This is a genomic window from Ferrimonas sp. SCSIO 43195 (genome assembly GCF_023716685.1).
Taxonomy (GTDB): domain Bacteria; phylum Pseudomonadota; class Gammaproteobacteria; order Enterobacterales; family Shewanellaceae; genus Ferrimonas; species Ferrimonas kyonanensis.
The window spans coordinates 4,085,905-4,110,542 of the sequence record NZ_CP072679.1 but is presented as its reverse complement, the minus strand read 5'-3'; the positions used below and the strand labels follow the sequence as shown (position 1 = coordinate 4,110,542).

Here is a 24,638-nt window from a genome sequence, read left to right as displayed (position 1 = left end):
CAACAATAAAAAAACGGCCTCAGTGGCCGTTTTTTTGTGCGGGTCGACGCCGTAACGGCGCCGGCCTCGGAATCAGAACTGGTAGTCCAGCTTGACCCACAGGTTGCGGCCGGGTTCGTTCACCTGCACGGTGCGCTGCTCGGGGGGCAACAGGTCGTTACCGGCGCCGGATTTACTGACGTGCTCGGCATAGGTTTTATCGAACAGGTTGTCGATACCCAGGCTGACTGCGACCGCGGCGGTGGGTTTCCAGGCGCCGTTCAGCGACAGCACGCCAAAGCCGGCGGTCTCCCCCAGATCCTGGCCAACGATGTTGCCCTGGCCCACGGTGACCCGATCCTGGGCCGCCACCAGCCGCCACAGGGCACCGAAGTTCCAGGCATCGCCGTCGTAGTTCAGCGCCAGCTTACCCTCCAGCGGTGACACCTGGCCCAAGGGGGTATCGTCGCTGTCGTTGTCGCCATGGCTGTAGGCCAGGGTAGTGACCCAGCTCCAGCGCTCGGCAAACCGGTAGGTCAGGCCGGCTTCGCCGCCCCACAGGGTGGCGTCGATGTTGCGGGCGTTAGGCATGGTCTGAGTGTCGATGAGGATGTAGTCCTGAATGTCGGCATAGAACAGCGACAGCGACAGCTCCAACGGCCCCTGATGGATCCAGCCGATGTCGAGTTGGTCGGTGGTTTCCGGGTCCAGGGTCAGGCGTTTACCGGCTTTCATCACTTCCCAGTAATCCGGCAGACGCTCGGCGTGGCCGGCGCCGACGTACCATTGGTGGTTACCGCGCTCGATTTCGTAACGGACAAAGCCACTGAACAGGTCGTCGTCACGATCGTTGTCTTTGCCGGCGCCGGCCCAGCTGCCGCTGAGACGCGTACGCCAGCGATCGTATCGTAGCCCAGTAAACAGGGTGCCTTGACCCACCGCGGCATCGGATTCGATAAACAGCCCCAGGTTTTGTTTGTTAAACACCTCTTCGAAGCTGGCGCTTTCCAGTTCATCCAGACTCTTGCCGCCGCGCATCTCCTGGGTGCTGTCGAGCAGATCCAGGCCGACGGTGGCCCCCCAGTTGACATTGGGCATCAGCTCCAGCCACAGGTGGCCGCCGTAGTTGGTGCGTTTGGGGTTCATGCCCATGGGCAGGTTGTCCGGATCGGTTACCGGCCGATCGAACTGATCCATGATGTGGTCATTTTCATTGGCGTAGGCCTGCCATTCCACCCCCTGAATCCAGCCCCAGTCGAGGCCCGTCCGGGCCAACAGGGTCAGATTTTCATTGTCGATCTGGCGGGCTTTGTTGGCGCGGTCGGCGTACTCGGCGCTGCCTTGAGAGTACCCGTAACCCAGCTCCACCACGGTATCTTCGTCTGGCGTCCAGCCCACGGCGGTATGTACGCTCTGGCGGTCGTACTCCGACTGCATGGTGGTGCCGTCGCCGTCTTTGAAGTCGTCGCTCTGGGAGCCGTTGATGTCCAGGCTCCAGTAGTGCTCGGTGGTGCCGGCGCTCAGCTCCATCAGGTAATCTTTGCGATCAAAACTGCCTGCGGTGAGGCTGGCGCGGCCTTCGGTACCCGCTTCGGCCAGGCCATAGTGAGTGCGCTCAAACAACACGGTTCCGGCGCTGCCTACCGGACCGTATTTGACGGTCTGCGGGCCTTTGATGACTGTAACCTGCTCATAGGTTTCCGGTGAGATGTAGTTGGTGGGCGGATCCATGCGGCCGCCACAGGTGCCGCCGACCTGCTGACCGTCGTTGACCACATTGATGCGAGATCCTCCCAGGCCACGCAGGCTGATGTCGCCGCCGGAGCCGCCCTTGCGGGTTACGGTAAAGCCGGGAATGGTGCGAAGAAAACCGGAGCCGTCAAACGCCGGCAGCGGCTGCCTGGGCTGCTTGGGATCGGTGACGATGGTCAGCGGGGTCTGCATGGGTTCGGCGGTGATCACCATCCGTTCGTCGCAGCGTTGATGGTCACACTGACCGTCATCCTGACTATCAGTGGGCTCGGCCGCGGCGGGCCAGGACAGCAGACCGGCGACTGCAATGGCACTGGGTAACAATGCAAATTTCATTTCTCTTCCTGAGTGTTAAGACAAGTAATGTTGGAATGAATGCCATTATTTTGTCTTAGTCTCAGGGCGGCAATCGCGCCGGGGCAAACTGCGACAATCGGTCGCAGTTGCCTGTTTTAATGGGGAATTATCTACTGGTTTTGAGGAATTTTTTTACTTTTTATGTTTGCTGGGTGAGAGCGATGACCGCGGTTCATGCCAGTGCCTGGCGGCACAGTTCCAGCAGCCGGGCAAAGGGCACCTGAGTCTGGGCACCAAATCCGGCCAGGGAGCGGGCCCGCAGTTTTCCAAGCCAGGGGGTGGGGATTCCCGCCAGAAAGCGACTGGCCAACTCTGGGGTCAGCGGCGTCTGGTAACGTCGTTCCACCGCCTCGGCCAGTGGCGAAAGCCACTGTTGGTATTGCGGCATCGATTCATCGTCGGCCTGTGGGGTGGCGGGCAGGGAGACCCCCTGACCGCGACAGGCCGAGCAGTGACCGCAGCGTTGCGGCGCGTCCGGGTCACCGAAGTACTGTGCCAAAGCGCGGCTCAGGCAGTTGGGCTCCTGCAGCAACGCCAGCATCTGGGCGATGCGGTCGATCTCACTCTGCTGCTTGTCGAGAAACTGTTGATGCAACTGCTGCACCAGAGGGGGTAACGGCGGCAGCGGCTGAGTCACTCGATAGACTTCGGTCATCTGCTTGCTTTGCAGCTCCAGCAACTGCTGGTCCGCCAGGTACTCCAGCGCCACCATGGCGCGGTTGCGATCGGAGCCATAGCTTTGATGAAGGGCGTCGAAGTCGGGCTGGTACCAGGTGCGGGCCTTGTTGGAGTGAGTCAACAGCGCCTGCAAGAACTGGCGCCGTTCACCGTCGAAACGGGTCAACAACGTGGCTTCATCGGCCAGCAGCTTAAATTTGACCTCGGCAAAGTAGCTGTACTGGGGCTGCACGACCCCTGCCATCTCCAGGTACACCAGCAGGGTTCGCAGCGGCAGGGAGCGGACGTTGCTGTCGTTGGACAGGGCGGTGGCCAGCAGTTCCCACTGCGGCCCGGCGGCGGCCATTTGATTGACCACCTCCTGAATGCCGGCCAGCTCCGGGGTGTCGCCGTAGACAAAATTCTCCAGCACCGAACGGTTGGCGGTGTTGGCCATCAGCAGGCATTCGGAGCGCTCGCCGTCGCGGCCGGCGCGGCCGATCTCCTGCGAGTAGTTCTCGATGGATTTGGGCAGATCGAAGTGCACCACCTGGCGAATGTCGGCTTTGTCCACCCCCATGCCAAAGGCGATGGTGGCAACAATGGTGTTGCAGGTCCCGGCCATGAAGCTCTGTTGCAGGGATTGACGCCGAGGATGGTCCATGCCGGCGTGGTAAGCCTGGGCAGCGACGCCATGATCGGACAGGTAGCGGGCCAGATCATCGGCGCTGCTCTGTTGGGTGACATAGACGATGGTCGGCTGTCCCTGCCTGGGGAGCAGGTATTCCAACAGGTAGGGCTGGCGCTCGGCCGGGGTCAGTGCCACCACATTCAGATCCAGATTGGGGCGGTAGAAACCGGTGGTCACGATCTGTTGCGGCGGAATCTCAAACCGGGCTGCCATGTCCTCAATCACTCTGGGGGTGGCGGTGGCGGTGAGCAGCAGCACCTGTGGGATCTTCAGCCAGCGACGGTAATCCGGCAGTTTCAGGTAGTCCGGGCGAAAGTTGTGTCCCCACTCCGAGATGCAGTGGGCTTCATCCACCACCAGCAGGGACAACGGAACCTGGCTGATGAAGCGGCGAAAACGCTCGTTCTTGAGGCGTTCCACCGAGATCATCAGGATCTTGATCTCTCCCTGGCGCACCTGCTGCATCACCCGCTGAGCCTGGTCGTAACTCTGGCTGGAGTCGATGCTGGCGGCAGCGATGCCCTTGGATTGCAGGAAGGCCAGCTGGTCCTGCATCAGCGCCAGCAGCGGCGAGATCACCAGGGTCAGGTGGGGCAAGGCCAGCGCCGGCAGTTGATAGCACAGCGACTTGCCGGAGCCGGTAGGAAAAATGGCGGCGCTGCTGTGCCCGCCGAGCAGGTGGCCGATGACCGCTTCCTGGCCAGGACGAAACTGAGTGAAACCGAAGTGCTGCTGCAGCAGAGAGTGGGGCATAACAAGGATCCTGATAAAGGAGGCTGATCTCAGTATATGGCCCGGGGAGCGTCGGTGGCGGTGCCGGCAACAGGATCAGCAAAGTCGGGGAGCATAGCAGGTCAATGGCGCACAAGGCCGCCATCGACCCGGGGCTCATTGTGCGTCGGCTTTATAGCGGCTCAGCGCTTCGATGCGTTGTCGAGCCAGTTCGGCCTTGATGGCCGGGCCTTTGAAGCCAGCTTCGACAATGGGGCGCACCTGAACCCGGTTGGCTACCGCCAGCGCCTGGCTCAGGTAATCCGCCTGAGGGTAGGGCCGTTGCTCAAAGCCTTGTCGTCCCTGGGCATCGGCCTGGCAAACCAACAGCAGGTCGGCAAACCGCTCCGGTTTGCGCCAGGCATCGACCCGGTCAAACAGCTTCAGCAGGGTTTGCGGCTTCAACTCTTTGGCCCGATGGACTTTGAGGTGCTGTACGCAGGCGATCTCCGCCAGTTCGGCGCAGGCGTTGGGTACCTTGAGGCGTTGGCACAGTGCCAACAAGGGCTCTCGTCCCAGTTGCTCGTGGCGAATGTGCTGGGGCCATTGCTCCCTGGGGGTCAGCGCCTTGCCCAGATCGTGGACCAGGGCGGCAAACCGAATAGTCACAGACGGCGACAGCGCCGCCGCCCGGTTCAGGGTCAGCAGCGTATGCTCCAGGCTGTCGACCTCCGGGTGGTGGGCCGGCGGCTGGGGCACGCCGGCCAGGGCCGCCAGTTCTGGCATCAGTACCGTCAAGGCGCCGCAGGCGTGCAGTACCTCGAAATAGACTCTGGGGGTCGGGCCGCAGAGGGCGCGCTCGGTTTCACTCCAGACCCGTTCCGGCGTCAGGTGGGCTAACTCGCCGGACTCGGCCAGCTGACGCATCAGCGCCAGAGTCTCGTCGGCCACGGTAAAACCCAGGCTATGGAAGCGGGCGGCAAACCGGGCTACTCGCAATACGCGCAGCGGATCTTCGACGAAGGCCCCGGAGACGTGGCGCAGCAGGCGCTTCTCCAGATCCTGCTGGCCGCCATAGGGGTCGGTGAGGCTGCCATCCTGGGCCTGGGCGATGGCGTTAATGGTCAGGTCCCGGCGCAACAGGTCCGCTTCCAGGGTGACGCTCGGATCGGCACAGACGTCGAAGCCGGTGTAGCCATGGCCGGCTTTGCGCTCGGTGCGGGCCAGGGCGTACTCCTGGTGGCTGTCGGGGTGCAGAAACACCGGAAAGCTCTTACCCACCTGCTGGTATCCCTGTGCCAGCATCTGCTCAGGGGTGGCGCCCACCACCACATGATCCCGGTCTTTGATCTCCAAGCCCAACAACTGATCCCGGACGGCTCCGCCTACTAAGTAAATCTGCACTTGTTGCTCCCAATAGTATTAGCTCGGTCATTATATGACTTCTCGGCTTTGACAAGCCAGAAGCCAGGTCGTACCTTGGGGCAAATTCGTTCGAGAGCGCACACCTGCTATGTATAAGGGATTTTACGGGCTAACGGAAAGCCCGTTTTCCATCGCCCCCAACCCCGCGTTTCTGTTTCTCAGCGGCCGCCACCGAGAAGCCCTGGCCCATCTGACCTATGGCCTCGGCGAGCACGGGGGGTTTGTGCTGTTAACCGGCGAGGTCGGAACCGGCAAAACCACGGTGTCACGCAGCCTGCTGGCTCAGTTGCCGGACAATACCGACACCGCCTTCATTCTGAATCCGGCCCTGACCGAGCTGGAGTTGCTGGCAACTCTGTGTGACGAACTGAAGATTGGCTACGATCCAGACCCGACCCTAAAGCAGCTGACGGATAAGATCAGCGCCTTCCTGTTGGCCAACCACCAAGCTGGCCGCAACACGGTGATGATCATCGATGAGGCTCAGCACCTGAAACCCGAGGTGCTGGAGCAATTGCGACTGCTGACCAACCTGGAGACCGACACTCGCAAACTGTTGCAGGTGATTTTGATTGGTCAGCCGGAGTTGCAGGAGTTGTTGCAGCGACGGGAACTGCGTCAGTTGGCCCAGCGAATTACCGCTCGCTACCATCTGTTGCCGTTGACCCGGGAAGAGGTGGCCTTTTACGTGCAGCATCGGTTGCAGGTGGCGGGACGGCCTCAGCCACTGTTTAAGCCCGGGGCCATTCGTGCCCTGCACCAGTACAGCGGCGGCGTGCCGCGGGTGATCAACCTGTTGTGTGAGCGGGCGTTGATGGGGGGCTTTGCCCACCAGAAAATTCATCTCGGACGGCGCGAAGTGGAGGCGGCCGCGGCGGAGGTGCTGGGGATCAAAGCCAAGGCTCGGGGGCGTTGGCCCTGGCTGGCGGCCACCGCCGTGTCGGCGCTGGCCAGTGCCGCCGTGGTCTATGCCCTGACACCGCGACCGGAACCGGTGACGGTGTCCCAGGCGGTGGAGGCGGCGGAGCCGGCGCCGGATTTGGCGCGCTTCCAACAGGATCTGCAGGCCTATCAGGCGTTGTTTCATCATTGGCATAAGCCGGTGCCGGCCAACGCCCCCTGCGACTTTGCCCAGACTCAGGGCCTGGCCTGCCTGGCAGGAGTCAGCAGTTGGCAGCAGTTGCTGAAGATGGATTATCCGGCGGTGGTGGGCTTGCGGGATGACGATGGCTCGCCTTATTACGGGGCTTTACTCAGCCGAGAGTCACAGCAACTGACGTTGCAGTTTGGCGACCAATGGGTGGCGGTATCCCAGGAGTGGTTTATTCGTCATTTCGATGGCCATTACACCCTGCTGTGGCAGGCTTCCGAGTCGTTGCCGCGGCTCATCAGCCAGGGCAGCCCTGAAGGCCAGGTGCAGTGGTTGGAGAACAGCCTGAGCCGGTTACAACAGCGCCAGGCCAGAATTGTTGACCATTACGACGAGGGTATTCGTCAGGCGGTGGAGCGCTTTCAGCGGCGGTATGGTCTGGATGTGGATGGAGTGGCCGGCAGGCAGACTCTGGAGTTGATCAGCGTGCTGGGGAATTCCCATGGCCCGCGCCTGAGTGATGGAGGCCAGGGCTAATGTCGTATTTATTGGATGCAGTGGGTCGGGAAAAGCAGCAGCAAGGCCAACTCGATGCCACCGTGGCGGTGCCTCTGGCACCGAAGTCGGCCCTGCCCTGGCATTTTGCCTGGCCGCTGGCGGGGGCCCTGACGGGGGCGGTGGCGATGTACGCCGTACTGGCCCTGCAACCGGTGCCCGAAATCGAGGCGCCAGCCCAGGTGGCGGCTGAGGTGGTGCGGGTCAAGCAGGTGGCGATGCCGATTCCGGTGGCCTTCGACGTCGCGCCAGAACCAGAACCAGAGCCGGTGCAGTATCTGTACCAACCCGAGCAGCAGCGTATGACGACCGAGGTAAGCCAGCCGGCAGCCCCGACAGGCAAGGAGGTTCGCAGCGACGCTGCCATTGTTACCGAGCCTGAGGTCGTGGCTTCGACGCCGGCCGAGGTCAGTGAACCGGCCAATGCCAAGCTGTTGGCGGCCTTTGAACAGGCGGTGGCGGATTTGGATTTGGCGGAGCCGGCCGAGGAACCAGCCGTGGAGCCGACGCCAGTGAGCGAGCCTGAGGCGACGTCACTGAGCGCCGAAGCGCTGATGGCGCCAAAGCCTGCCGAAGTGGCTAGCCAACAACCGACCGAGGCGCCCAAGCTGGGCACCTTACCCTGGGCCTTCCAGAAGGGCTTGCCGGACATCAACATCACCGCCCATGTGTACTCCTCCGACGCCGACAACCGCTGGCTGCGGGCCAACGGTCGAGAGCTTCAGGAGGGGGATGCGGTGGCGCCCGGTGTCACCCTGAAAGAGATTCGTCCCAATGAGGTGATTCTCGAGAAAGCCGGCCAGGCATTCAGCGTGCCCGCCCTGGGTCAACTCTGATTGCGGCGGTGAACACCAAGGAGCCTGCGGGCTCCTTTTTTTGTGGTTCTTACCGCGACAAAAAAAGCAGCTGAGAAATGTCATTGCGACAGCAACTTATCCAGTGGCTGCGGGTATAATGATCGTCATAACTCTATGATCTCGGCGGCGTCATTAAACGGCGTGCCGTGACTGAATAAGCACTGTCAGCCAGGGAAAGAGCCGCGGCGGTCTATGATTAAGACTCGCCGCAAAACTGGCCGTTAAGGTTGTCGTTTTCGACTAGGGAGCCGTGTGGATATTAAAACTGTGTGGGCGCGACCCTGGACAAAGCGCATCACTGTGGTGGTGGCGCTGTTGGGTCTGTATCTGCTGCTGAGTGGCTGGGTATTACCAAGAGTGATTGAGCGCCAGTTACCGCAACTGGCAGGCGAACAGCTCAATGGCCAGTTGACACTGGGGCAGGCTCAGTTTCACCCCTTCACCTGGCAACTGCAGTTGCACCGGTTGGCGCTGATGGATGCCGATGGCCAGTCGTTGGCGGGCTTTGAGCATTTCTCGGTGGATCTGGATCCCTGGCGTTCCCTGTTTAGCTGGCAAGCCTGTCTGCGTGAGGTGTCCCTGACGGCCCCCTATGTGAATTACATCGAGCGGGCTGAAGGTGACTCTAACCTGATGCAGGTTCTGGCGCCGGTGCTTAACGCACCGGAAGACGATACCCCGGCGCCTGCGCCAGCGGCTAAGCCGCCCGGGGTCACCATCGACCGGATTCAACTGTCCCAAGGCCGGGTTCGTTATCAGCAGCAGGATGGTGCCAGTACCGAACTGACTCAACTGCAGTTGCAAGCCACAGACCTGGCGCTGGCGGCCCAGGACAACCGGCTGCAACTGGCGCTGACCGGAAAAGGCGGCGGCACCCTGGCGCTGTCGGTGGTGGCGGGATTGAACCCACTGGCGTTGACCGTGGATGGTCGGCTCGATAAGGCGGATCTGACCCGTTACTGGCCCTTCGTGGCCAGGTTGTTCAATTTTGATCTGCAGCAGGGGCTGGTGGACGCGCAATTTTCATTACGCCTGGCTCAACAGCAGCAGGAGTTGGAGTTGGCACTGTCCCAGAGCCAATTGACACTGAGTCAATTGCTTCTGACCCGAGCGCAGCGGCCCTTGCTTAACCTGGAGTCCCTGGCCGTGACGGGCGTTGAGATGTCGCTGCTGGAGCAACGCCTTGGCTTGGACAGTGTGACCTTATCGGGTGGCCAGGCCAGAATGCAATTGAACCCTCAGGGGCTGGATTGGGCCGAATTGCTGGCCGACAGTGGTGAGTCGCCGGCGGCGGAGCCGGTGCAACAGCAGCCTGCGCCCCCCTGGCAGGTCAGGTTAACGCAGCTGCAGCTGCGCGACCTGGGGCTGGCCTTCACCGATGCCACCCAGGCTGAGCCGGTGAGTTGGCGCCTGGACCTGGATCAGGCCAGTGCGGGCCCCATCAGTTCGGATCTGAGCCAGAGCATCGACGTAGCTTTGGCCAGCCGCATTAACGAACGTAGCCCACTGACCTTTGACGGACAGGTGACCCCGCAGCCATTTTCACTAACCAGTCAACTGAGTCTGTCCACGTTCGCCCTGACCGATACCTTGCCCTATTGGCAGTCCTTGGTGCCGTTGTCTTTGACCCAGGGGGCCTTGTCGACCCAGGGGGGATTGGTGATTCAGGGGCTGTCGCCGCTGGCACTGAGCTACGATGGCGCGTTAACGGTGGCAGACCTGGTCACTCAGGACCCGGAACAGGGGCGCGATTTTGTGAAGTGGCAGTCGCTGAAAGTGGCGGATCTGTCATTCACCACTGTGCCAATGGCACTGTCCATCGATACGGTGACCGTGGATCAGCCCTATGCGCGGGTGATCATCGAGGAGGATGGCAGTACCAATATTCAGGCATTGACCGCGCCTGCTGAAGCGGCGCCCGCCAGTGCCAAGCCCGCGGCTGAACAGCCTCAGTCTCAGGAGACTGACGCGGCACCGATAGCGATTGCGATTAAGCGGATCGAGTTGAACGACGGTGGCGCCTTCTTCGCGGATAACAGCCTGACCCCGAAATTCGCCACCGGCATCGAAACCCTCGCTGGCAGCATCGAAGGGCTGAATTCGGACCCCGCTTCCCGCGCGGTGGTTGATATTCGAGGACAGGTGGATCGTTATGCTCCGATGAGCCTTACCGGCGAGTTGCAGCCGTTGGCGGTAGAGAGTTTTATCGACCTGGCGCTGACGTTTGATAACCTCGATCTCACCTCCCTGAACGCCTACTCCGGCACGTATGCCGGTTACTACATCGATCAGGGACAACTGGATCTGGCGCTGCACTATGCCCTCGAGGATCAAATGCTTCGAGGCAGTAACCAGGTGGTGGTCGACAAATTGAAACTGGGTAAGCGCAGTGACTCAGACAAGGCCACCAGCCTGCCGGTCGCCTTGGCCATCGCCTTGATGCAGGACGCCAATGGCGTTATCGATCTGGGGCTGGAGGTCAGTGGTAACGTCGACGAGCCGGATTTTGCCATCGGTCCATTGATTGGCAAGGCGCTGTTTAATGCCATTACCAAGATTGTTACTTCCCCCTTTTCTCTGCTTGGCAGCCTCCTCGGTGGCGAAGAGCCGGCCAATGAGGTGGTGTTTGTGGCCGGCAGCGACCAGGTGGCGCCGGCGCAAAAGGGGCAGTTGAAACAGTTGGTGTCGGCGTTAGCGCAGCGGCCTAAGCTGACTCTGTCGGTGCAGGGGGCGGTGATGCCAGCGGTGGATGGCCACGCCCTGGCCAAGGCCAGACTGGATCCTCGCCTTGGGGCCAGCGCCGAGGTCGATGAACTGGCGCCGGATCCGGCGCTGGAGCCTGCCCTGGTGGCGGCCTTCGATGCAACCCGGGAGGTCGGTGCCGCCGAAGCCCTGAAAGTCAGTTACCCCGACGCCGATGCCGACTGGCGGGCTGAACTGTACCGGCAGTTGTTGGCTCAGACCCAGGTGGCCGACGACGAGTTGGCAGCGCTGGCGGCGGCCCGCGCCGATGCCGTTAAGCGAGTGCTGAGTGACGATCTGGGATTGGCGGCGAACCGGGTGTTCATTCGCGAGAGCCGGGTGGAGCTTGATCGCAGTGGTGCCAAGGTGATTCTGGAACTGGATGCCGATCCCTGACCGAGACCTGGACAAAAAAGCCCGCGCCGAAGCGCGGGCTTTTTATTGAATTGCGGACGGGTTAGCCATCGCCGAGAGACAGCAGGGTGGCATTGCCGCCAATGGCGGTGATGTTGTTGCTGCGAGTCTTCTCGGTGACAAACCGGGTCAGGTAGTGAGGACCACCCGCCTTAGGGCCAGTTCCGGACAAGCCCTGGCCTCCGAACGGTTGTACTCCGACCACGGCACCAATCTGGTTGCGGTTGATGTAAGCGTTGCCGACGTTAACCTGATCGGCGATGGACTGAGCGTGAGACTCGTTGCGGCTGTGGATCCCCAGGGTGAGGCCAAAGCCGGTGCTGTTGATCTCATCCACCACTTGCTGCAGTTGATTGGCCGGGTAACGAATCACATGCAGGATCGGACCAAAGTGCTCTTTTTCCAGCTGACCGATGTGGCGAATCTCGACCGCGGTTGGCTGAACGAAATGGCCGTGGTCGCACTCCGCCGATAGGGGCGTCTGGAAGATCAGTGTGCCCTCTTTGCCGATGCGGTCGATGTGGCCGTTGAGGTTGGCCTGGGCGGTGGCGTCGATGACCGGGCCGAGGTCGGTCTTGAACAGGGCCGGGTTGCCCACATGCAACTCGGCCATGGCGCCTTTGAGCAGTTCAATCATTTTGTCGGCGATGTCGTCCTGCACGTAGAGCACCCGCAGGGCCGAGCAACGCTGGCCGGCACTGGCAAAGGCCGATTGCACCACATCCAGCACCACCTGCTCTGGCAAGGAGGTGGAGTCGACCACCATGGCGTTCTGGCCTCCGGTTTCCGCCACCAGGGGGACGATGGCCCCCTCCCGGCCCGCCAGTGAGCGGTTGATCACCTTGGCGGTCTGGGTCGAGCCGGTAAAGCAGACGCCGGCGATGCGGTCGTCACCGGTGAGGGTGCCACCAACCAGGGCGCCGGTACCAGGAAGCAGTTGCAGCGCACCGGTGGGGATACCCGCTTGGTGAGCCAACTGCACCGCCCGGTAGGCGATCAGGCTGGTTTGTTCCGCCGGTTTGGCGATCACCGTGTTGCCGGTAACCAGGGCCGCGACCACCTGCCCCAGGAAGATCGCCAACGGGAAGTTCCAGGGGCTGATGCACAGGAAGGTGCCTCGTCCCTGTACGAAGAGTTCGTTCAGTTCGCCGGTAGGACCGGGCAGGGTGGTCGGCTCACCTTGCATCTTTCGGGCCTGTACCGCGTAGTAGCGACAGAAGTCCACCGCTTCCCGCACTTCGTCGACGCCGTCCTGCAGGGTCTTGCCCGCTTCGCGGGTGCACAGGGCGATCAGCTCCTCCCGGTGGCTTTCCAGCAGATCGGCCAGGGTTTCGATGGCACTGGCCCGCAAATCCACGTCGGTGCGGCTCCAGACTGGGAAACTGGCATTGGCGACCTGAACCGCTTTCTCGATGGTGTCGGCATCGGCAAAGTGCACCTGGCCTACCTTGTGAGTGTGGTTCTGCGGGCTGGTGACCGATTGCTCTTCGCCGCAGAGCAGGGCGACGCCGTCCACCAGCGGGGCGGCCTGCCACTGGCTGTCTTTAAAACTGTCCAGTTTGGCGAAGAAGGGGCGGGATTCTGCGGCAATGTTCATGTTGATTCCTTTCGAGTTCTGACGCTCATTGCCAAAGATGGCCGCAGGCAGAACAATCTTATTATTATGCAGGGTGGCGCAGGCGGTTAGGGTGCTGACCGGGTGAGCGATCAGGCTGCTGACTGGGGTGTTGGGATCCACCAGTTTGTGCACAAACGAGGTGTTGGCGCCGTTTTCCAGCAACCGGCGAACCAGGTAGGGCAACAGGTCTTCATGGGCGCCCACCGGGGCATAGATGCGTACCCGTGGGTGATGCTGGCGGATCACCGGATCATACAACTCCTGGCCCATGCCGTGCAGACGCTGGAACTCAAATTCCCGCTCGCCAGCCATATCTAGAATGGCCGCCACGGTGTGGGCGTTGTGGCTGGCAAACTGCGGGTAGATGTTGCCCTGGGTCAGTTCTGACAACAGGAAGCGGGCGCAGGCCAGGTAGGAGACATCGGTGGCGGCTTTGCGGGTGTAGACCGGGTAGTTTTTCACTCCCAGTTGCTGGCAGTGCTTGATTTCGGTGTCCCAGTAGGCGCCTTTTACCAGTCGAATCGGGATGCGATCCCCCTGCTCTTTCGCCAGGGCGTTGAACCAGCACAGGACCGGCAGGGCGGTCTTGGCGTAGGCCTGGACCACCACGCCGAAGTTGCCCCAACCGCGGTTGGCGTCGCTGCGATACAGCTTTTCAAACAGGGACAGGTACAGTTCCAGCCGATCCGCCTCTTCCGCATCCAGGGTGATGCCGACATTCAGTTGTCGTCCCTGAGTGATCAGCTTGATCATGGTCTGGTACAACTCATCCAGCACCCGTGACGCGTTGGCGGCATCGTATTTGGGATGGATGGCGGACAGCTTGACCGAGATGCTGGGTAGGGGAGCGTCACTGTTGTTATAGCGATGATTGCCCAGAGTATTGATCGCTTGGCTGTACTCGCGGAAATGGCGATCAGCATCGCTTTGGGTCAGGGCGCCCTCGCCGAGCATGTCGTAGGAGTGGGTGTAGCCGATGCCACGGTTGGCATCACTGTTTTTCAGTGCCTCGTCGATGTTGCGTCCCAGCACAAACTGCTTGCCCATGATCTTCATGGCCGCGTACATCGCTTTGCGAATGATCGGCTCGCCGACGCGGTTTACCAGTCGCGCCAGCAGGTTGTTGGGGTTGCCGTCCAGCGTCTTGTCCAGAGTGACCACCTTGCCGGTGAGCATCAGCCCCCAGGTGGAGGCGTTAACCAGCACCGACTCTGAGCCCTTCAGGTGTTTGGCCCAGTTGGCACCGGACAGTTTGTCTTCAATCAGGGCATCGGCGGTGGCGGCATCGGGAATGCGCAGCAGCGCCTCCGCCAGGCACATCAGGATGATGCCTTCCTGAGTGTCGAGGCTGTACTCCTGCAGGAAGGCATCGATGCCGACGGTCAGTCCCTTCTTCTCGACGCTGCGGACCTCGGTTACCAAGGCCTCGGCCCGAGTGGTGATGCGGGTTAGGGTTTGCTGGTCCTGCGGAACCAACTGCAGTAGCTCTTTCAGATAGCCCTGCTCATCGGCAGAGTGATTGAGGCTAATGGCCTCTCTCAGGCTGCTGAGATCCGCAGGGGTTCCATTAGCCAGTACTTGGCTTGCTTTAAACATCGCGTGTCCCTCTAATTCCATGGGGGGGGCACGAATTGCTGTGATCTGGGTTATTTTTGTATACAATCCGCGCCAATGGCGCGCACAGTATATCGCTAAATTGTGACCTGGAACAGCTCTTGGCTAAGGATTATTCAGTGGTCGGCGGACAAACAAAAGGCGCCCCTGTGGGGCGCCTGAACTGTCGCGGTAGCATGAGGAGTAATGGCTTTAGAATCAGCCTATTGAGTCATTAATCACTCAAATTGGGCCGACCGTCTTAGACCCAGCCACCCTGGGATTTGCGTCGACGTTGAGGTCGTGGCAGGTAGGCCAGAATCAACCCCACCAGCAGACCGCCGCCGGCCACCATGCCCCCTTGCTGCAGCCACTGCCAACGTTCGTTGTTTTTCATGCTCTTGTTTTCTCGCTTGAGCTGCTCATTCTCGATGGAGAGCGCGTCGAGGTTGGTTTTCAGATCGGCCTCGACGTTCATGGCCGAGCGCTGGCCGTCCTCGAGTTGGCTGTTCAACTGCTCAACCTGACTCAGCAACTGGCTGTTTTGCTGCTGCTGTTGCTGAAGTTGCTGCTGCAGGTTGTCGACCTGCTGATTGAGGCGAGGAACCGCCAGGCGAAAACTCTCACTCTGGGCCAGTTGATCCTGCTTGATCCAGCCGGTGCGGCCTTTGTCATCGGTGATCTGGACGTAGTCACCCTGAGTCTCCCCGGTGGGGGTGACCGGTGTGCCGGCGGAGACCGACCCCAGGATGCGGAACTGAGTGCCGGGCCCGGCGACCAGGTAGACGTAGATGTCTTCGGAGATACTGAACTCTTGTGCCTTTACCGGCGCGCCTACTGCAAACAGAAGACTGAGCAGAAAAGCAGAACCTGCTAATGTCTTGCGCATGTTTTTGTGCCTTTTCAAAACCAAAAAAACCCGCTGCCCGTTAAGACAGCGGGTATTATCTTACCCTGATATTAACCCATAATGGCGCGAATCAGGTAGAAGATTACGATCGACAGACCCGCACCGGCAGGCAGGGTGATGACCCAGGACACCACGATGTTGCGTACCACGCCCAGGTTCAGGGCGGCGATGCCACGAGCCATGCCCACACCCAATACCGCACCGACCAGAGTCTGAGTGGTGGAGATTGGCAGGCCGGTACCGGAGGCGATCACTACGGTCGACGCGGCGGCCAGTTCGGCGGCGAAGCCACGGCTTGGGGTCAGGTGGGTGATGTTCTTACCGATGGTGGTGATTACCCGGCTGCCCAGGGTCGCCAGACCGATAACAATACCGACGCCACCCAGAGGCAGAATCCACCAGGCCAGACCGGCTTTGGCAGTAATGGCACCTTCGGCGTGGACGATGGAGACCACGGCGGCCAGCGGACCAATGGCGTTGGCAACGTCGTTAGAGCCGTGCGCAAAGGCCATGCCACAGGCGGTGACGATCATCAGTACCGCGAACACCTTCTCCACGTTGGCGAAGTGGGTGTCTTTGTTGGCACTGGGGTCGAGCTTGAGACGGCCGATGAAGAACTTACCGATGATGGCAACAATCACCGAAACCAGCAGGGCCAGCGCCCAGGCTTCGGCATTGTCGAAATGCAGACCGACGTGCTTCAGACCTTTCTTGATGGTTACCAGAGAGATCACCAGGCCAGCCAGACCCATGTAGAAAGGCACCCAGCGCTTGGCGTTCTTGAGCGGATCTTCGGTATCAAAAATCAGCTTTTGGGCACTTTGGAAAATCAGATAGGCGATAAAGCCGGCGATGGCGGGGGTCACAATCCAGGAGCCGACGATGCCGGCAACCTTGCTCCAGGAGACGGCGTCAACCCCGACTCCCACGGAGGCAAAACCGATGATGGCGCCAATGATGGAGTGGGTGGTGGACACCGGCCAACCGAGGAAGGAGGCCGCAACCAGCCAGATGCCGGCAGCCAACAGAGCGGAGATCATGCCGTACACCAATAGCTCTGGGCTATCGACGAAGTAGGCGGAATCGATGATCCCCTTACGGATTGTCGAGGTCACTTCGCCACCAGCCAGATAGGCACCCGCGAACTCGAAAATCATTGCAATGATAATGGCCTGCTTAATGGTCAGTGCGCCGGAACCCACCGAGGTTCCCATCGCATTGGCGACGTCGTTGGCGCCAATACCGTAAGCCATCAGAAAACCGAATACTGCAGCCACCAAAATCAACCAGGGGCCGTAATTTACCAGTACTTCAACCATGGTAAAACCTTAACTATTGTTTTCGCATCATGCGCGAGCGAGCATCAACTCCAGACGTGAGCCTACACGCTCTGCCTGGTCGGCCAAATCGCCGGCCCACTCAAGAATTTTGTACAGGAACATCACATCCACAGGATTAAGGGTGTCCTCAATGCTGAACAAACGACGGCGCAGAATAATCTGCATGTGATCGGTGTCGTCTTCGATGCGGTCCAGTTGCTGAATCATCTCTTCGACCAGGTTCACTTCACGGCCACGGAAGCCGGTTTCCAGAAGATCGTCCAGTTCGTTGATGGCCTTGGCGGCTTGAGATACTGCGTCAATGCAGCGTTGTAGATAGGCTTTTAAATCTTCCTGTAGTTCTGCAGGCATCACCATCTCTCGTCCAATAATGCGGCCGGCAATGTCTTTGGCCTTATTGGCGATCTTATCCTGCTGAGTCAGAAGCTCGAGCATGTCGGTACGTTCTACCGGCATGAACAGGCCCCCGGGCAGGGTCAGACGGATCTCCCGCTTCAGAGAGTCGGCTTCGCGTTCCAGGCGGCTTACTTCCGCTTGCAGGGCGCGGGCGTCATCCCACTGTTGGTCGATTACCGCTTCCATAAATGGAATCAGCTTTTTGGACGCTTCATGCACTTTCTGCATGTGCTCTTGAAGCGGTTTAATCGGTGACTTTGCAAAGACACCTAAGATCGAGTTCACTGGCATAGCCAAATAACCTTCTGGGTATTGAGCTCAATTGCATTGGCGCGCGCATGTTACCCTATGCACCAATATAAGCAACATCAAATAGTCGACCTTGGGGGGTTCGTTTTAGAACCATGCGCTATAAACGCATCGATTTTCAAGGCCGGGCGAATCCTAGGACAGTTGTGTGACACTTATATGACAATGTGACACCTTGCTGACAGTAAATTGAAGATTTCACTAATTTTAACTGCTTATGGAAACTGAATTAAAGCTTCTTTTGACCGGGGTGAACCACCATCACCTCGTCGATGCCCTGTCGGAGCATGGCCAGGTGCTGGGAGAATCACGGCACTACCTAATTAATCGCTATTTCGATACGCCGGCCCTGGATCTGCGTCGAATGGACATTGGTCTAAGGGTACGCCAAAAGGGCCTGGCCCGTGAACAAACCATTAAAACCGCCGGTACCTCGGTCGCCGGTGTCCACAGTCGGCCGGAGTATAACCTTGACCTCGAGGGTGACTGGCCGGACTTGAGGGCGTTTCCGGCCGGGGTGTGGCAGGGGGCGGACGTGGCCGAATTGCAGCGTCAGTTGCAGCAGCAGTTTGCCACCAATTTTGAGCGTCACGCCATCGAACTGTTGTTGGCGGACGGTACTCGGCTGGAGGTGGCGCTGGATCAGGGGCAGGTGTTGGCGGCTGGTCGTAGTGACGCCATCGATGAGTTGGAGCTGGAGCTGATCGAGGGCTCGCTGGCCAGTGCGCTGACCCTGGCCCAGGGGCTGGCACAGCGATTTGCGCTGCGCCTGGGGCGGGCCAGTAAAGCGGCCAGGGGCTACCGGCTGGCGGGATTGCAGCCGCCGATGGCTCTGGAGACGGAAGCGGCCCCCAGCCTGGCGCAGGGGCTGGCGGCCTGGCAGGCCAATGAATCGGTTTTGCTGGCCGGGGGGGCCGCTGCCTGCCAGGCTTTGGTCACTCAGTTCAGTGCGCTGACCCAGGCGCTGATGGCCACTGAGCCGGCGCTGGCGATGCGCCTGGGGGCGCTGGGACAATCTTTGATGGACGCCGAGGACCCCGAGCGTCGGCTCAGGGCGTTGTTGGCGAATCCGGGCTATGGTCAGGCTCAGTTGGCGTTGTTGGCACGGGTACTGGCGCAGGAGCCGGAGTAAGGGTTTCCAGCCGGGCCAGAATCTGTTCATTTTGTTGATGCAGATGCTTGAGCTGTCGCTCAAGCTCATCGGAGCGCTGCTGCAGCTGCTGGTTTTGCTGGTGCAGCTTTTCTTCCTCTTCGGGGGAGACAAACACCGACGCCAGGTAACCGGCGACGATGCCGAAGAAGCTGACGCCACAGACGATCACCACCGCGCCGATGACGCGTCCCTCCATGGTCACCGGATAGAAATCGCCGTAGCCCACGGTGGAGATGGTCACCAACGACCACCAGATGGCGTCTTCGGCGGTGGTGATGTTGGCGCCCGCCACGCCGTCTTCAAACAGCAGAATCAGCACCGACGACAGGGTCAGTACCGTGACCAGCCCCACCAGCAGGCTGGTGACGGTGGTTTCCCGCTTGTGCTGCAGAAACGGCGTCAACAGCGATCGGCTCATGCGCACCAGGCGGATGACCCGCAGCACTTGAAAAATCCGCGCGTAACGCAGTTGTTCGATCATCGGCAACGAGGCAACCAGATCGATCCAGTGGTCGCGAATGAAGTGCCCCTTGTGATCCGATTTAAACAACCCCCAGAAAAAGTTGCTGATGAACACCATACAGATGGCGAAATCGAGCAGGATCAACAGCCGAATCGATTCCTTGGTTTCGTCGTTGAAGGCGATGACCAGCACGATGATCACCGACAGCAGCGACAGCAGCATCATTCCCAGTTCTCTGGGGCTTAGTGAGTCTTTATTCATAGTTCTCTCAATTCATGATGGCATCGAGTAACCAGGCCACGCCGATCCATTGGGCGGCGGCAAGGGCGGCGATACCGCCATTGTCCTGCAGGGCAATCTCTTTGTCCGGATTGATCTTGAGCATCACCCAGGTACTGAGCAACCGCTGCCACAGGACCAGAATCACCAGGCCTACCAGGCTGATGCTTAGCCATTGCCACAACAGGGACAGCGGCTGATGAACGTTGCCATCGGTCAGAGGGATGGCATTGGCCATCACCATGGCCGAGGCCAGGATGATGCCACTGTGGTTCAGGGCCACCGAACGTTGGTCCTGACCAATGGCTTGCTGAAACGGGCCATAGCTTCGGCGGTTGTGCAGCCACTGAATACCGTGACTGATGGCGGTCAGCAGCGCCAGGCTGGCGAGGTAGAGGAGACTGTAGCTGATGAAGGCCATGAAGTTGGGGGCGGGGGTCAGTTGTTGAAGCAGGGCGCGCACCACCAGGGCAGCAGCGATGGCGGCGCTGGCATCGGTCAGAGCCATGGCCAGGTTGCCCGCCAGTATCTGGGTTTTCTTCTCGACCCGATCGATGGCGAAACGGTCGTTGACCCACAGGCTGATGCGGATCAGCAGCAGGCCACCGAGGCCGAAGCTGGCCAGACTCAGTCCCTGCTCGAGATAACCGGCCGCGGCCGTCCGCGGCAGGATGCCACTGATGACCATGGCCATGGCCAGCAACGACCCAGAGGTACTGATGCCAAAGGCAACGTTGTCACGGTCGGCCAGTTCCTGCTGACTGCTGACCCCCTCCCACCAGCCCTGGCTGAAGCGTAATAGGGTAAACAGCGCCAGACTGACACCGATATCCAAACCCAGGTATCCCCAGTCTGGTTGCCACCATTGAGCCATTGTCACCCGCTGCCTTCCTCCCTGGTTTCTGCTAAGGTAATCGCAGAAAAATCCGTCATCACAGGAAGTTATTATGAGCCTGCCGTTTGAGTTCGACAACCTCCCTTCGCCGCTGCAGCAGCAGGCTCGGCATCATTTTGGCCGATTGGATTCCGCGGCGGCGGCAAATCTGCCGCCATTGCAGCGGCAGCAATTGCTGCTGTTGTTCGCCATCTCTGATTTCATCGGTACCCAGATGAGCCGCGACAGCCAGTGGTTGCCACCGTTCTTTGAGTCCTTGTCACAGCACCTGCGGCATCCTCAGTACCTGCCCGAGTTGACACAAACACTGGCCCGGTGTCAGTCAGAAGCCGAGGCCAAGCGGGCATTGCGGCAGTTCAGGCAGCGGCAGATGATGCTGATCGCCAGTCGCGACATTCTCGGCTACGCCGGACTGGACGAATCGCTGGCCCACCTGTCAGAGCTGGCCGAGGCGCTGATTGTGGCCAGCCGCGACTGGCTGGCGGAGTTTATGTCCGGGCGCTACGGCTACCCCTGTGACGCCGAGGGGGAACGGCAACGCCTGTTGATTCTTGGGATGGGTAAGCTGGGCGGTGGTGAGCTGAATTTTTCCTCTGACATCGATCTGATCTTTACCTACCCGGAGAACGGCAGCACCGACGGCGACCGACAACTGGACAATCAGCAGTACTTTATTCGTCTCGGGCAGAAGCTGATCGGTTTGCTGGCCGACGTGGACGGTGACGGTTTCTGCTACCGGGTAGACATGAGGCTGCGTCCCTTTGGCGAGGCCGGACCGCTGGCCGTCAGCTTCGATGCCATCGAGGACTACTATCAGGAACAGGGGCGTGAGTGGGAGCGTTACGCCATGGTCAAGGCCAGGGTGATGGGGGCCAGCGAACCCGGAGACGCGCTGGCGAAGTTGTTGCGACCCTTTATCTATCGTCGTTATCTGGACTTTTCCGCCATCGATGCCCTGCGGCGGATGAAGGCGTTGATCGAGTCTCAGCTCAGGCGCAGCGCCCTGACCAATAACATTAAACTTGGCCGCGGCGGCATTCGTGAGGTGGAGTTCGTGGTGCAGACTCACCAACTGATCCGCGGCGGCCGGGAGCCAGCACTTCGGCGTCAGCAACTGTTGCCGGTGCTGGCGGAGCTGCAGCGCAGTAACTGCATTACCGGTCAGGATTTTCGTCGCCTCCATGACGGTTACCGTTTCTTAAGGCGGCTGGAAAACCTGTTGCAGGCGCTGGCGGATCAACAGACACAGACCCTGCCGGACAACCCGGAGGATCAGCTGCGGCTGGCGCTGACCATGGGGTACGCCGATTACCCGCAGTTGCTGGAACAGATTCAGACCCATATGGATGGCATCCATATGGTGTTTAAGGAGACCATCGGTGGTGGCGAGCAGGACGAGGAGGAGCTGGGTGAGCTGCCGGCATTGTGGCAGCACCCGGAGCCGGATGTGGACGCCATCTTGACTGAACAGGGGCTGGAGGCCGAGCTGGCGGCGCCGTTGATGCGGATTCGCAGCGAGTTCTCCCGTCGCACCATCGGCCCCCGGGGACGCGATACCCTGGACAAGTTGATGCCGAGGCTGCTGCTGGAGCTGGCGGGCAATGTCGGCCAGGTGCAGTTGTTTGAGCGCACGGTGGCGGTGGTGGCCACCATTTTAACCCGGACCACCTACCTGGAGTTGCTGCTGGAAAACCCCGCCGCTCGGCAGCAGTTGGTGCGCCTGTGTGCTGCCAGCCCTTGGATCGCCGAACAGCTGGCGGCCTATCCGATCCTGCTCGATGAACTGATCGATCCCATGCAGCTGTATCAGGTGCTGCCCCAGGATGGCTACGCGGCCCAGCTGCGGGAGTTCCTGATGCGGGTGCCTGAGGAGGACATGGAGCAGCAGATGGAAGCATTGCGGCAGTTTAAGCAGATCAGTCAGCTGCACATCGCCGCCGCCGATGTCACCGGAGTGTTGCCGGTGATGAAAGTCAGTGATCACCTGAGCTGGTTGGCCGAAGCCATCATCGAGCAGGTGGTCAACCAGGCCTGGCAACAGCTGCTGGTGCGCCACGGAGCGCCGGCGGGGGTCGGTCCGGACAAGGGCTTTGCGGTGGTGGCCTACGGCAAGTTGGGGGGGCTGGAGCTGGGGTATGGCTCGGATCTGGATCTGGTATTTCTGCATAACGCCCAACCGGGCAGCACCGACGGCGACAAGCCTATCGACAATGGTCATTTCTACCTCAAGCTGGCTCAGCGGGTGCTGCACTTGTTCTCCACTCGCACCCTGTCCGGCATTTTGTACGAGGTGGACATGCGCCTGCGGCCTTCCGGTGCCTCCGGGTTGCTGGTGAGCCACATCAACAGTTACGCCGACTATCAGCGCCAGGAAGCCTGGACCTGGGAGCATCAGGCCCTGGTGAGGGCGCGAATGGTGTACGGTGACGCGGAGTTGGTGAAACAGTTTAACGGCATTCGTGAGCAGGTGTTGTGTCAGCACCGCGATCGGTCGGTGTTGACCCAGCAGGTGGCTGAGATGCGTCAGAAGATGCGCGATCACCTGCTCAAAGGCGGCGCCGACCAGTTTGACTTGAAACAAGGCCCCGGCGGCATTACTGACATCGAGTTCATTACTCAATACCTGGTGCTGGCCCACGGCGAAGCGATGCCGGAATTGACCCGCTGGTCCGACAATGTCCGGATTCTGGAACTGGCGCTGGAGAAAGGCTTGCTCAGCGCCGAGCAGGCCGACTTGCTGGTGCGCACCTATACCGACATTCGCGACAGCAATCACCACCTGGTGTTGGCGGGGCAAAGCGGGGTGATTGCGCTGCAGGACCGGCCGCCGCTGTGTGAGCAAGTGGCGGCGTTGTGGCAGGCGATTTTTTGACATTGATCACAGTAGCGGGAATAATCACCCTAAACTGATCCGACCAGTGACAAGGAAGAGTATGTCAGACAACTATCTGCTCAAGTTACGTAAGCGACTCGGGGTGTTGCCCTTTGGTGATTGGCTGCTGATGCGGGTGGTGGCCAACAAGGCTCCCTACTTTAAAACCATCTCCGCCCGTCTCGATGGGCTGGAGCCCAACCGTGCCAGTTGTGTGATCCCCAAGAAGCGCAAAGTCGAGAACCACATCGGCACCGTGCACGTGATCGCCATCTGTAATGGTCTGGAGATTGCGATGGGGCTGGTGGCCGAAGCGTCGATACCTAAGCACCTGCGCTGGATTCCCAAAGGGATGAGCCTGGACTACACCGCCAAGGCGGGCTCAGACATTCGCTGTGTGGCCGAGACCGATGCCGATGCCTGGCAACCGGGTAACCTGCCGGTTAGCGTCACCGCTTACGATGACCAAGGTACGGTGGTGGTCAAAGGGGTGATCAACCTGTGGTTGTCGGAGAAGCCGGCTCGCCACTGAGCCAGGCGGTCAATGGACAGACGCCCGCGATGAAGCGGGCGTCAGCAGGGGTCAGTAGAATTTGGGATCGTCCGGGTTGGGCCGGGTTTTAAAGCGCCGGTGCAGCCACATGTACTGCTCAGGACGGCGGCTGATCAATGACTCCAGAATCTTATTGCCGCGTTCGGCATCGGCCTGATCACTGTCGCCGGGGAAGTTCTCCAGAGGTGGCAACACCTCGATGGTGTAGCCGGAGTGATCGGCATTGCGCTCGACAAAGAACGGCATCACCTTGGCTTTACCCAGCTTGGCCAGGGTCGAGGCCCCGGTCACGGTGACGGCCTGGTCTACGGCAAAGAAGGGGGCAAACACCGCCCCTTTTCGGCCGGCGTCCTGATCGGCGGTATACCAGATCACCTCTCCAGCCCGCAGCGCCTTGACCATCTGCCGAACCTCTTTCTTTGGAATCAGCCCCTTGTTGGAACGCAGTCGACCTTTCACCTGCAGGTATTCCATGAATTTGTTGTTGTGGGGCCGGTAGACGCCCACACCGGGGCAGTGCTGACCGAACAGCCGGGCGCCGGGCTCCAGCATCAGGCAGTGAGCGGCAAACAGGATCACTCCCTGGCCGTCCGCTTTAGCCTGATCGATGTGCTCCATCCCCTTCAGGGTCATGTGGCTTTGAATGCGGGCATCGCTCCACCACCAGCCGTTGACGCAATCAAGCAGCGCCATGCCGGTTTCGGCGAAGTTGGCATCGAGCAGGGCTTCCCGCTCGGCGTCGCTTTTGTCAGGAAAACACAGCTTCAGATTCACCCGAGCCACATGAGCGCGTTTTTTCAACAGCCGTTTCAATACGCCGCCAAGGGCTTTCCCCAGCCGCCACTGGATTGGCAAGGGCAATAAAACCAGTACCTTGAGTACGGCAATGCCGAGCCACATGGGCCAGAATCTGGGGTGCAGAAACGCACGATCAAATTGAGCGTCGGTGACCATGGTAATCCCATTAAAAAAGAGTGAGCTGGGTATTCTAACAGCCCTGCGGGGCGCTGTGATACACTTTGCTGCA

At 60.3% G+C, this 24,638-nt stretch carries 16 protein-coding genes; 6 read left to right on the top strand and 10 right to left on the bottom strand.

Annotated elements, in window-relative coordinates; genetic code table 11:
- Positions 1-72: 72 nt before the first annotated feature.
- The 3 genes from J8Z22_RS18890 to J8Z22_RS18880 form a co-directional block, all read right to left on the bottom strand.
- On the bottom strand, positions 73-2,067 hold the full coding sequence (locus J8Z22_RS18890) for a TonB-dependent copper receptor (RefSeq protein ID WP_252007583.1): 1,995 nt from the start codon (positions 2,065-2,067) through the stop codon (positions 73-75).
- Between the two features lie 193 nt (positions 2,068-2,260).
- Positions 2,261-4,189 (bottom strand): ATP-dependent DNA helicase RecQ, encoded by a 1,929-nt coding sequence (locus J8Z22_RS18885; RefSeq protein ID WP_252007580.1) that lies wholly within the window; start codon positions 4,187-4,189, stop codon positions 2,261-2,263.
- A gap of 135 nt (positions 4,190-4,324) precedes the next feature.
- The gene (locus J8Z22_RS18880; protein WP_028114433.1) at positions 4,325-5,551 is read right to left on the bottom strand and encodes a multifunctional CCA addition/repair protein; all 1,227 of its coding nucleotides are present in this window, start codon (positions 5,549-5,551) and stop codon (positions 4,325-4,327) included.
- 109 nt (positions 5,552-5,660) lie between these two features.
- Between J8Z22_RS18880 and J8Z22_RS18875 the strand changes: the two genes are divergently transcribed.
- From J8Z22_RS18875 to J8Z22_RS18865, 3 genes are all read left to right on the top strand, one after another.
- Entirely contained in the window at positions 5,661-7,199 is a 1,539-nt protein-coding gene (locus J8Z22_RS18875) for an ExeA family protein (RefSeq protein ID WP_252007577.1), read from the top strand.
- Complete coding sequence (locus tag J8Z22_RS18870; RefSeq protein WP_252007574.1) at positions 7,199-8,053, top strand: general secretion pathway protein GspB; 855 nt, start codon at positions 7,199-7,201, stop codon at positions 8,051-8,053. The genes J8Z22_RS18875 and J8Z22_RS18870 overlap by 1 nt, the downstream gene beginning before the upstream one ends.
- Before the next feature lie 273 nt (positions 8,054-8,326).
- Complete coding sequence (locus J8Z22_RS18865; RefSeq protein WP_252007571.1) at positions 8,327-11,212, top strand: DUF748 domain-containing protein; 2,886 nt, start codon at positions 8,327-8,329, stop codon at positions 11,210-11,212.
- 61 nt (positions 11,213-11,273) lie between these two features.
- On the opposite strand, the gene putA is transcribed toward J8Z22_RS18865, so the two are convergent.
- The 4 genes from putA to J8Z22_RS18845 form a co-directional block, all read right to left on the bottom strand.
- Positions 11,274-14,444, bottom strand: a complete 3,171-nt coding sequence (gene putA, locus J8Z22_RS18860; protein WP_252007568.1) for a bifunctional proline dehydrogenase/L-glutamate gamma-semialdehyde dehydrogenase PutA — start codon at positions 14,442-14,444, stop codon at positions 11,274-11,276.
- A 259-nt stretch (positions 14,445-14,703) separates the two neighbouring features.
- Positions 14,704-15,330: a TIGR04211 family SH3 domain-containing protein gene (locus J8Z22_RS18855; RefSeq protein ID WP_252007566.1), complete on the bottom strand. Its 627-nt coding sequence runs from the start codon at positions 15,328-15,330 to the stop codon at positions 14,704-14,706.
- Between the two features lie 71 nt (positions 15,331-15,401).
- Positions 15,402-16,670, bottom strand: coding sequence for an inorganic phosphate transporter (locus J8Z22_RS18850; RefSeq protein WP_252007563.1), 1,269 nt, complete (start codon positions 16,668-16,670; stop codon positions 15,402-15,404).
- Between the two features lie 27 nt (positions 16,671-16,697).
- A complete protein-coding gene (locus tag J8Z22_RS18845; protein WP_028114439.1) occupies positions 16,698-17,378 on the bottom strand; it encodes a TIGR00153 family protein in 681 nt (226 codons plus the stop codon).
- 235 nt (positions 17,379-17,613) lie between these two features.
- Between J8Z22_RS18845 and J8Z22_RS18840 the strand changes: the two genes are divergently transcribed.
- The gene (locus J8Z22_RS18840; RefSeq protein ID WP_252007560.1) at positions 17,614-18,528 is read left to right on the top strand and encodes an inorganic triphosphatase; all 915 of its coding nucleotides are present in this window, start codon (positions 17,614-17,616) and stop codon (positions 18,526-18,528) included.
- Here J8Z22_RS18840 and J8Z22_RS18835 read toward each other — a convergent pair.
- Together J8Z22_RS18835 and J8Z22_RS18830 are read right to left on the bottom strand one after the other, a co-directional pair.
- Positions 18,446-19,273 carry a potassium channel family protein gene (locus J8Z22_RS18835; protein ID WP_252007557.1) on the bottom strand — a complete coding sequence of 276 codons (828 nt, stop codon included), beginning with the start codon at positions 19,271-19,273 and terminating at the stop codon, positions 18,446-18,448. The two genes, J8Z22_RS18840 and J8Z22_RS18835, sit on opposite strands and share 83 nt — an antisense overlap.
- 7 nt (positions 19,274-19,280) lie before the next feature.
- On the bottom strand, positions 19,281-20,171 hold the full coding sequence (locus J8Z22_RS18830; RefSeq protein ID WP_156897112.1) for a hypothetical protein: 891 nt from the start codon (positions 20,169-20,171) through the stop codon (positions 19,281-19,283).
- Positions 20,172-20,238: 67 nt separating this feature from the next.
- Here J8Z22_RS18830 and glnE point away from each other — a divergent pair, with 67 nt between their 5' ends.
- Positions 20,239-23,058, top strand: a complete 2,820-nt coding sequence (gene glnE, locus J8Z22_RS18825) for a bifunctional [glutamate--ammonia ligase]-adenylyl-L-tyrosine phosphorylase/[glutamate--ammonia-ligase] adenylyltransferase (protein ID WP_252007554.1) — start codon at positions 20,239-20,241, stop codon at positions 23,056-23,058.
- A 61-nt stretch (positions 23,059-23,119) separates the two neighbouring features.
- Complete coding sequence (locus J8Z22_RS18820) at positions 23,120-23,590, top strand: hotdog fold domain-containing protein (protein WP_028114442.1); 471 nt, start codon at positions 23,120-23,122, stop codon at positions 23,588-23,590.
- A gap of 51 nt (positions 23,591-23,641) precedes the next feature.
- Here J8Z22_RS18820 and lpxL read toward each other — a convergent pair whose 3' ends face one another.
- Positions 23,642-24,565, bottom strand: a complete 924-nt coding sequence (gene lpxL, locus J8Z22_RS18815) for an LpxL/LpxP family Kdo(2)-lipid IV(A) lauroyl/palmitoleoyl acyltransferase (RefSeq protein WP_028114443.1) — start codon at positions 24,563-24,565, stop codon at positions 23,642-23,644.
- Positions 24,566-24,638: the final 73 nt, after the last annotated feature.

What these genes read in the sequence shown, in the direction of transcription:
- J8Z22_RS18875 (WP_252007577.1), top strand. Translation starts at nt 5,661, where the DNA reads ATGTATAAGGGATTTTACGGGCTAACGGAAAGCCCGTTTTCCATCGCC.
- J8Z22_RS18850 (WP_252007563.1), bottom strand. Translation starts at nt 16,670, where the DNA reads ATGGTTGAAGTACTGGTAAATTACGGCCCCTGGTTGATTTTGGTGGCT.
- glnE (WP_252007554.1), top strand. Translation starts at nt 20,239, where the DNA reads ATGAGCCTGCCGTTTGAGTTCGACAACCTCCCTTCGCCGCTGCAGCAG.
- lpxL (WP_028114443.1), bottom strand. Translation starts at nt 24,565, where the DNA reads ATGGTCACCGACGCTCAATTTGATCGTGCGTTTCTGCACCCCAGATTC.
- J8Z22_RS18845 (WP_028114439.1), bottom strand. Translation starts at nt 17,378, where the DNA reads ATGCCAGTGAACTCGATCTTAGGTGTCTTTGCAAAGTCACCGATTAAA.
- J8Z22_RS18855 (WP_252007566.1), bottom strand. Translation starts at nt 15,330, where the DNA reads ATGCGCAAGACATTAGCAGGTTCTGCTTTTCTGCTCAGTCTTCTGTTT.
- J8Z22_RS18890 (WP_252007583.1), bottom strand. Translation starts at nt 2,067, where the DNA reads ATGAAATTTGCATTGTTACCCAGTGCCATTGCAGTCGCCGGTCTGCTG.
- J8Z22_RS18870 (WP_252007574.1), top strand. Translation starts at nt 7,199, where the DNA reads ATGTCGTATTTATTGGATGCAGTGGGTCGGGAAAAGCAGCAGCAAGGC.
- J8Z22_RS18840 (WP_252007560.1), top strand. Translation starts at nt 17,614, where the DNA reads ATGGAAACTGAATTAAAGCTTCTTTTGACCGGGGTGAACCACCATCAC.
- putA (WP_252007568.1), bottom strand. Translation starts at nt 14,444, where the DNA reads ATGTTTAAAGCAAGCCAAGTACTGGCTAATGGAACCCCTGCGGATCTC.
- J8Z22_RS18820 (WP_028114442.1), top strand. Translation starts at nt 23,120, where the DNA reads ATGTCAGACAACTATCTGCTCAAGTTACGTAAGCGACTCGGGGTGTTG.
- J8Z22_RS18885 (WP_252007580.1), bottom strand. Translation starts at nt 4,189, where the DNA reads ATGCCCCACTCTCTGCTGCAGCAGCACTTCGGTTTCACTCAGTTTCGT.
- J8Z22_RS18835 (WP_252007557.1), bottom strand. Translation starts at nt 19,273, where the DNA reads ATGAATAAAGACTCACTAAGCCCCAGAGAACTGGGAATGATGCTGCTG.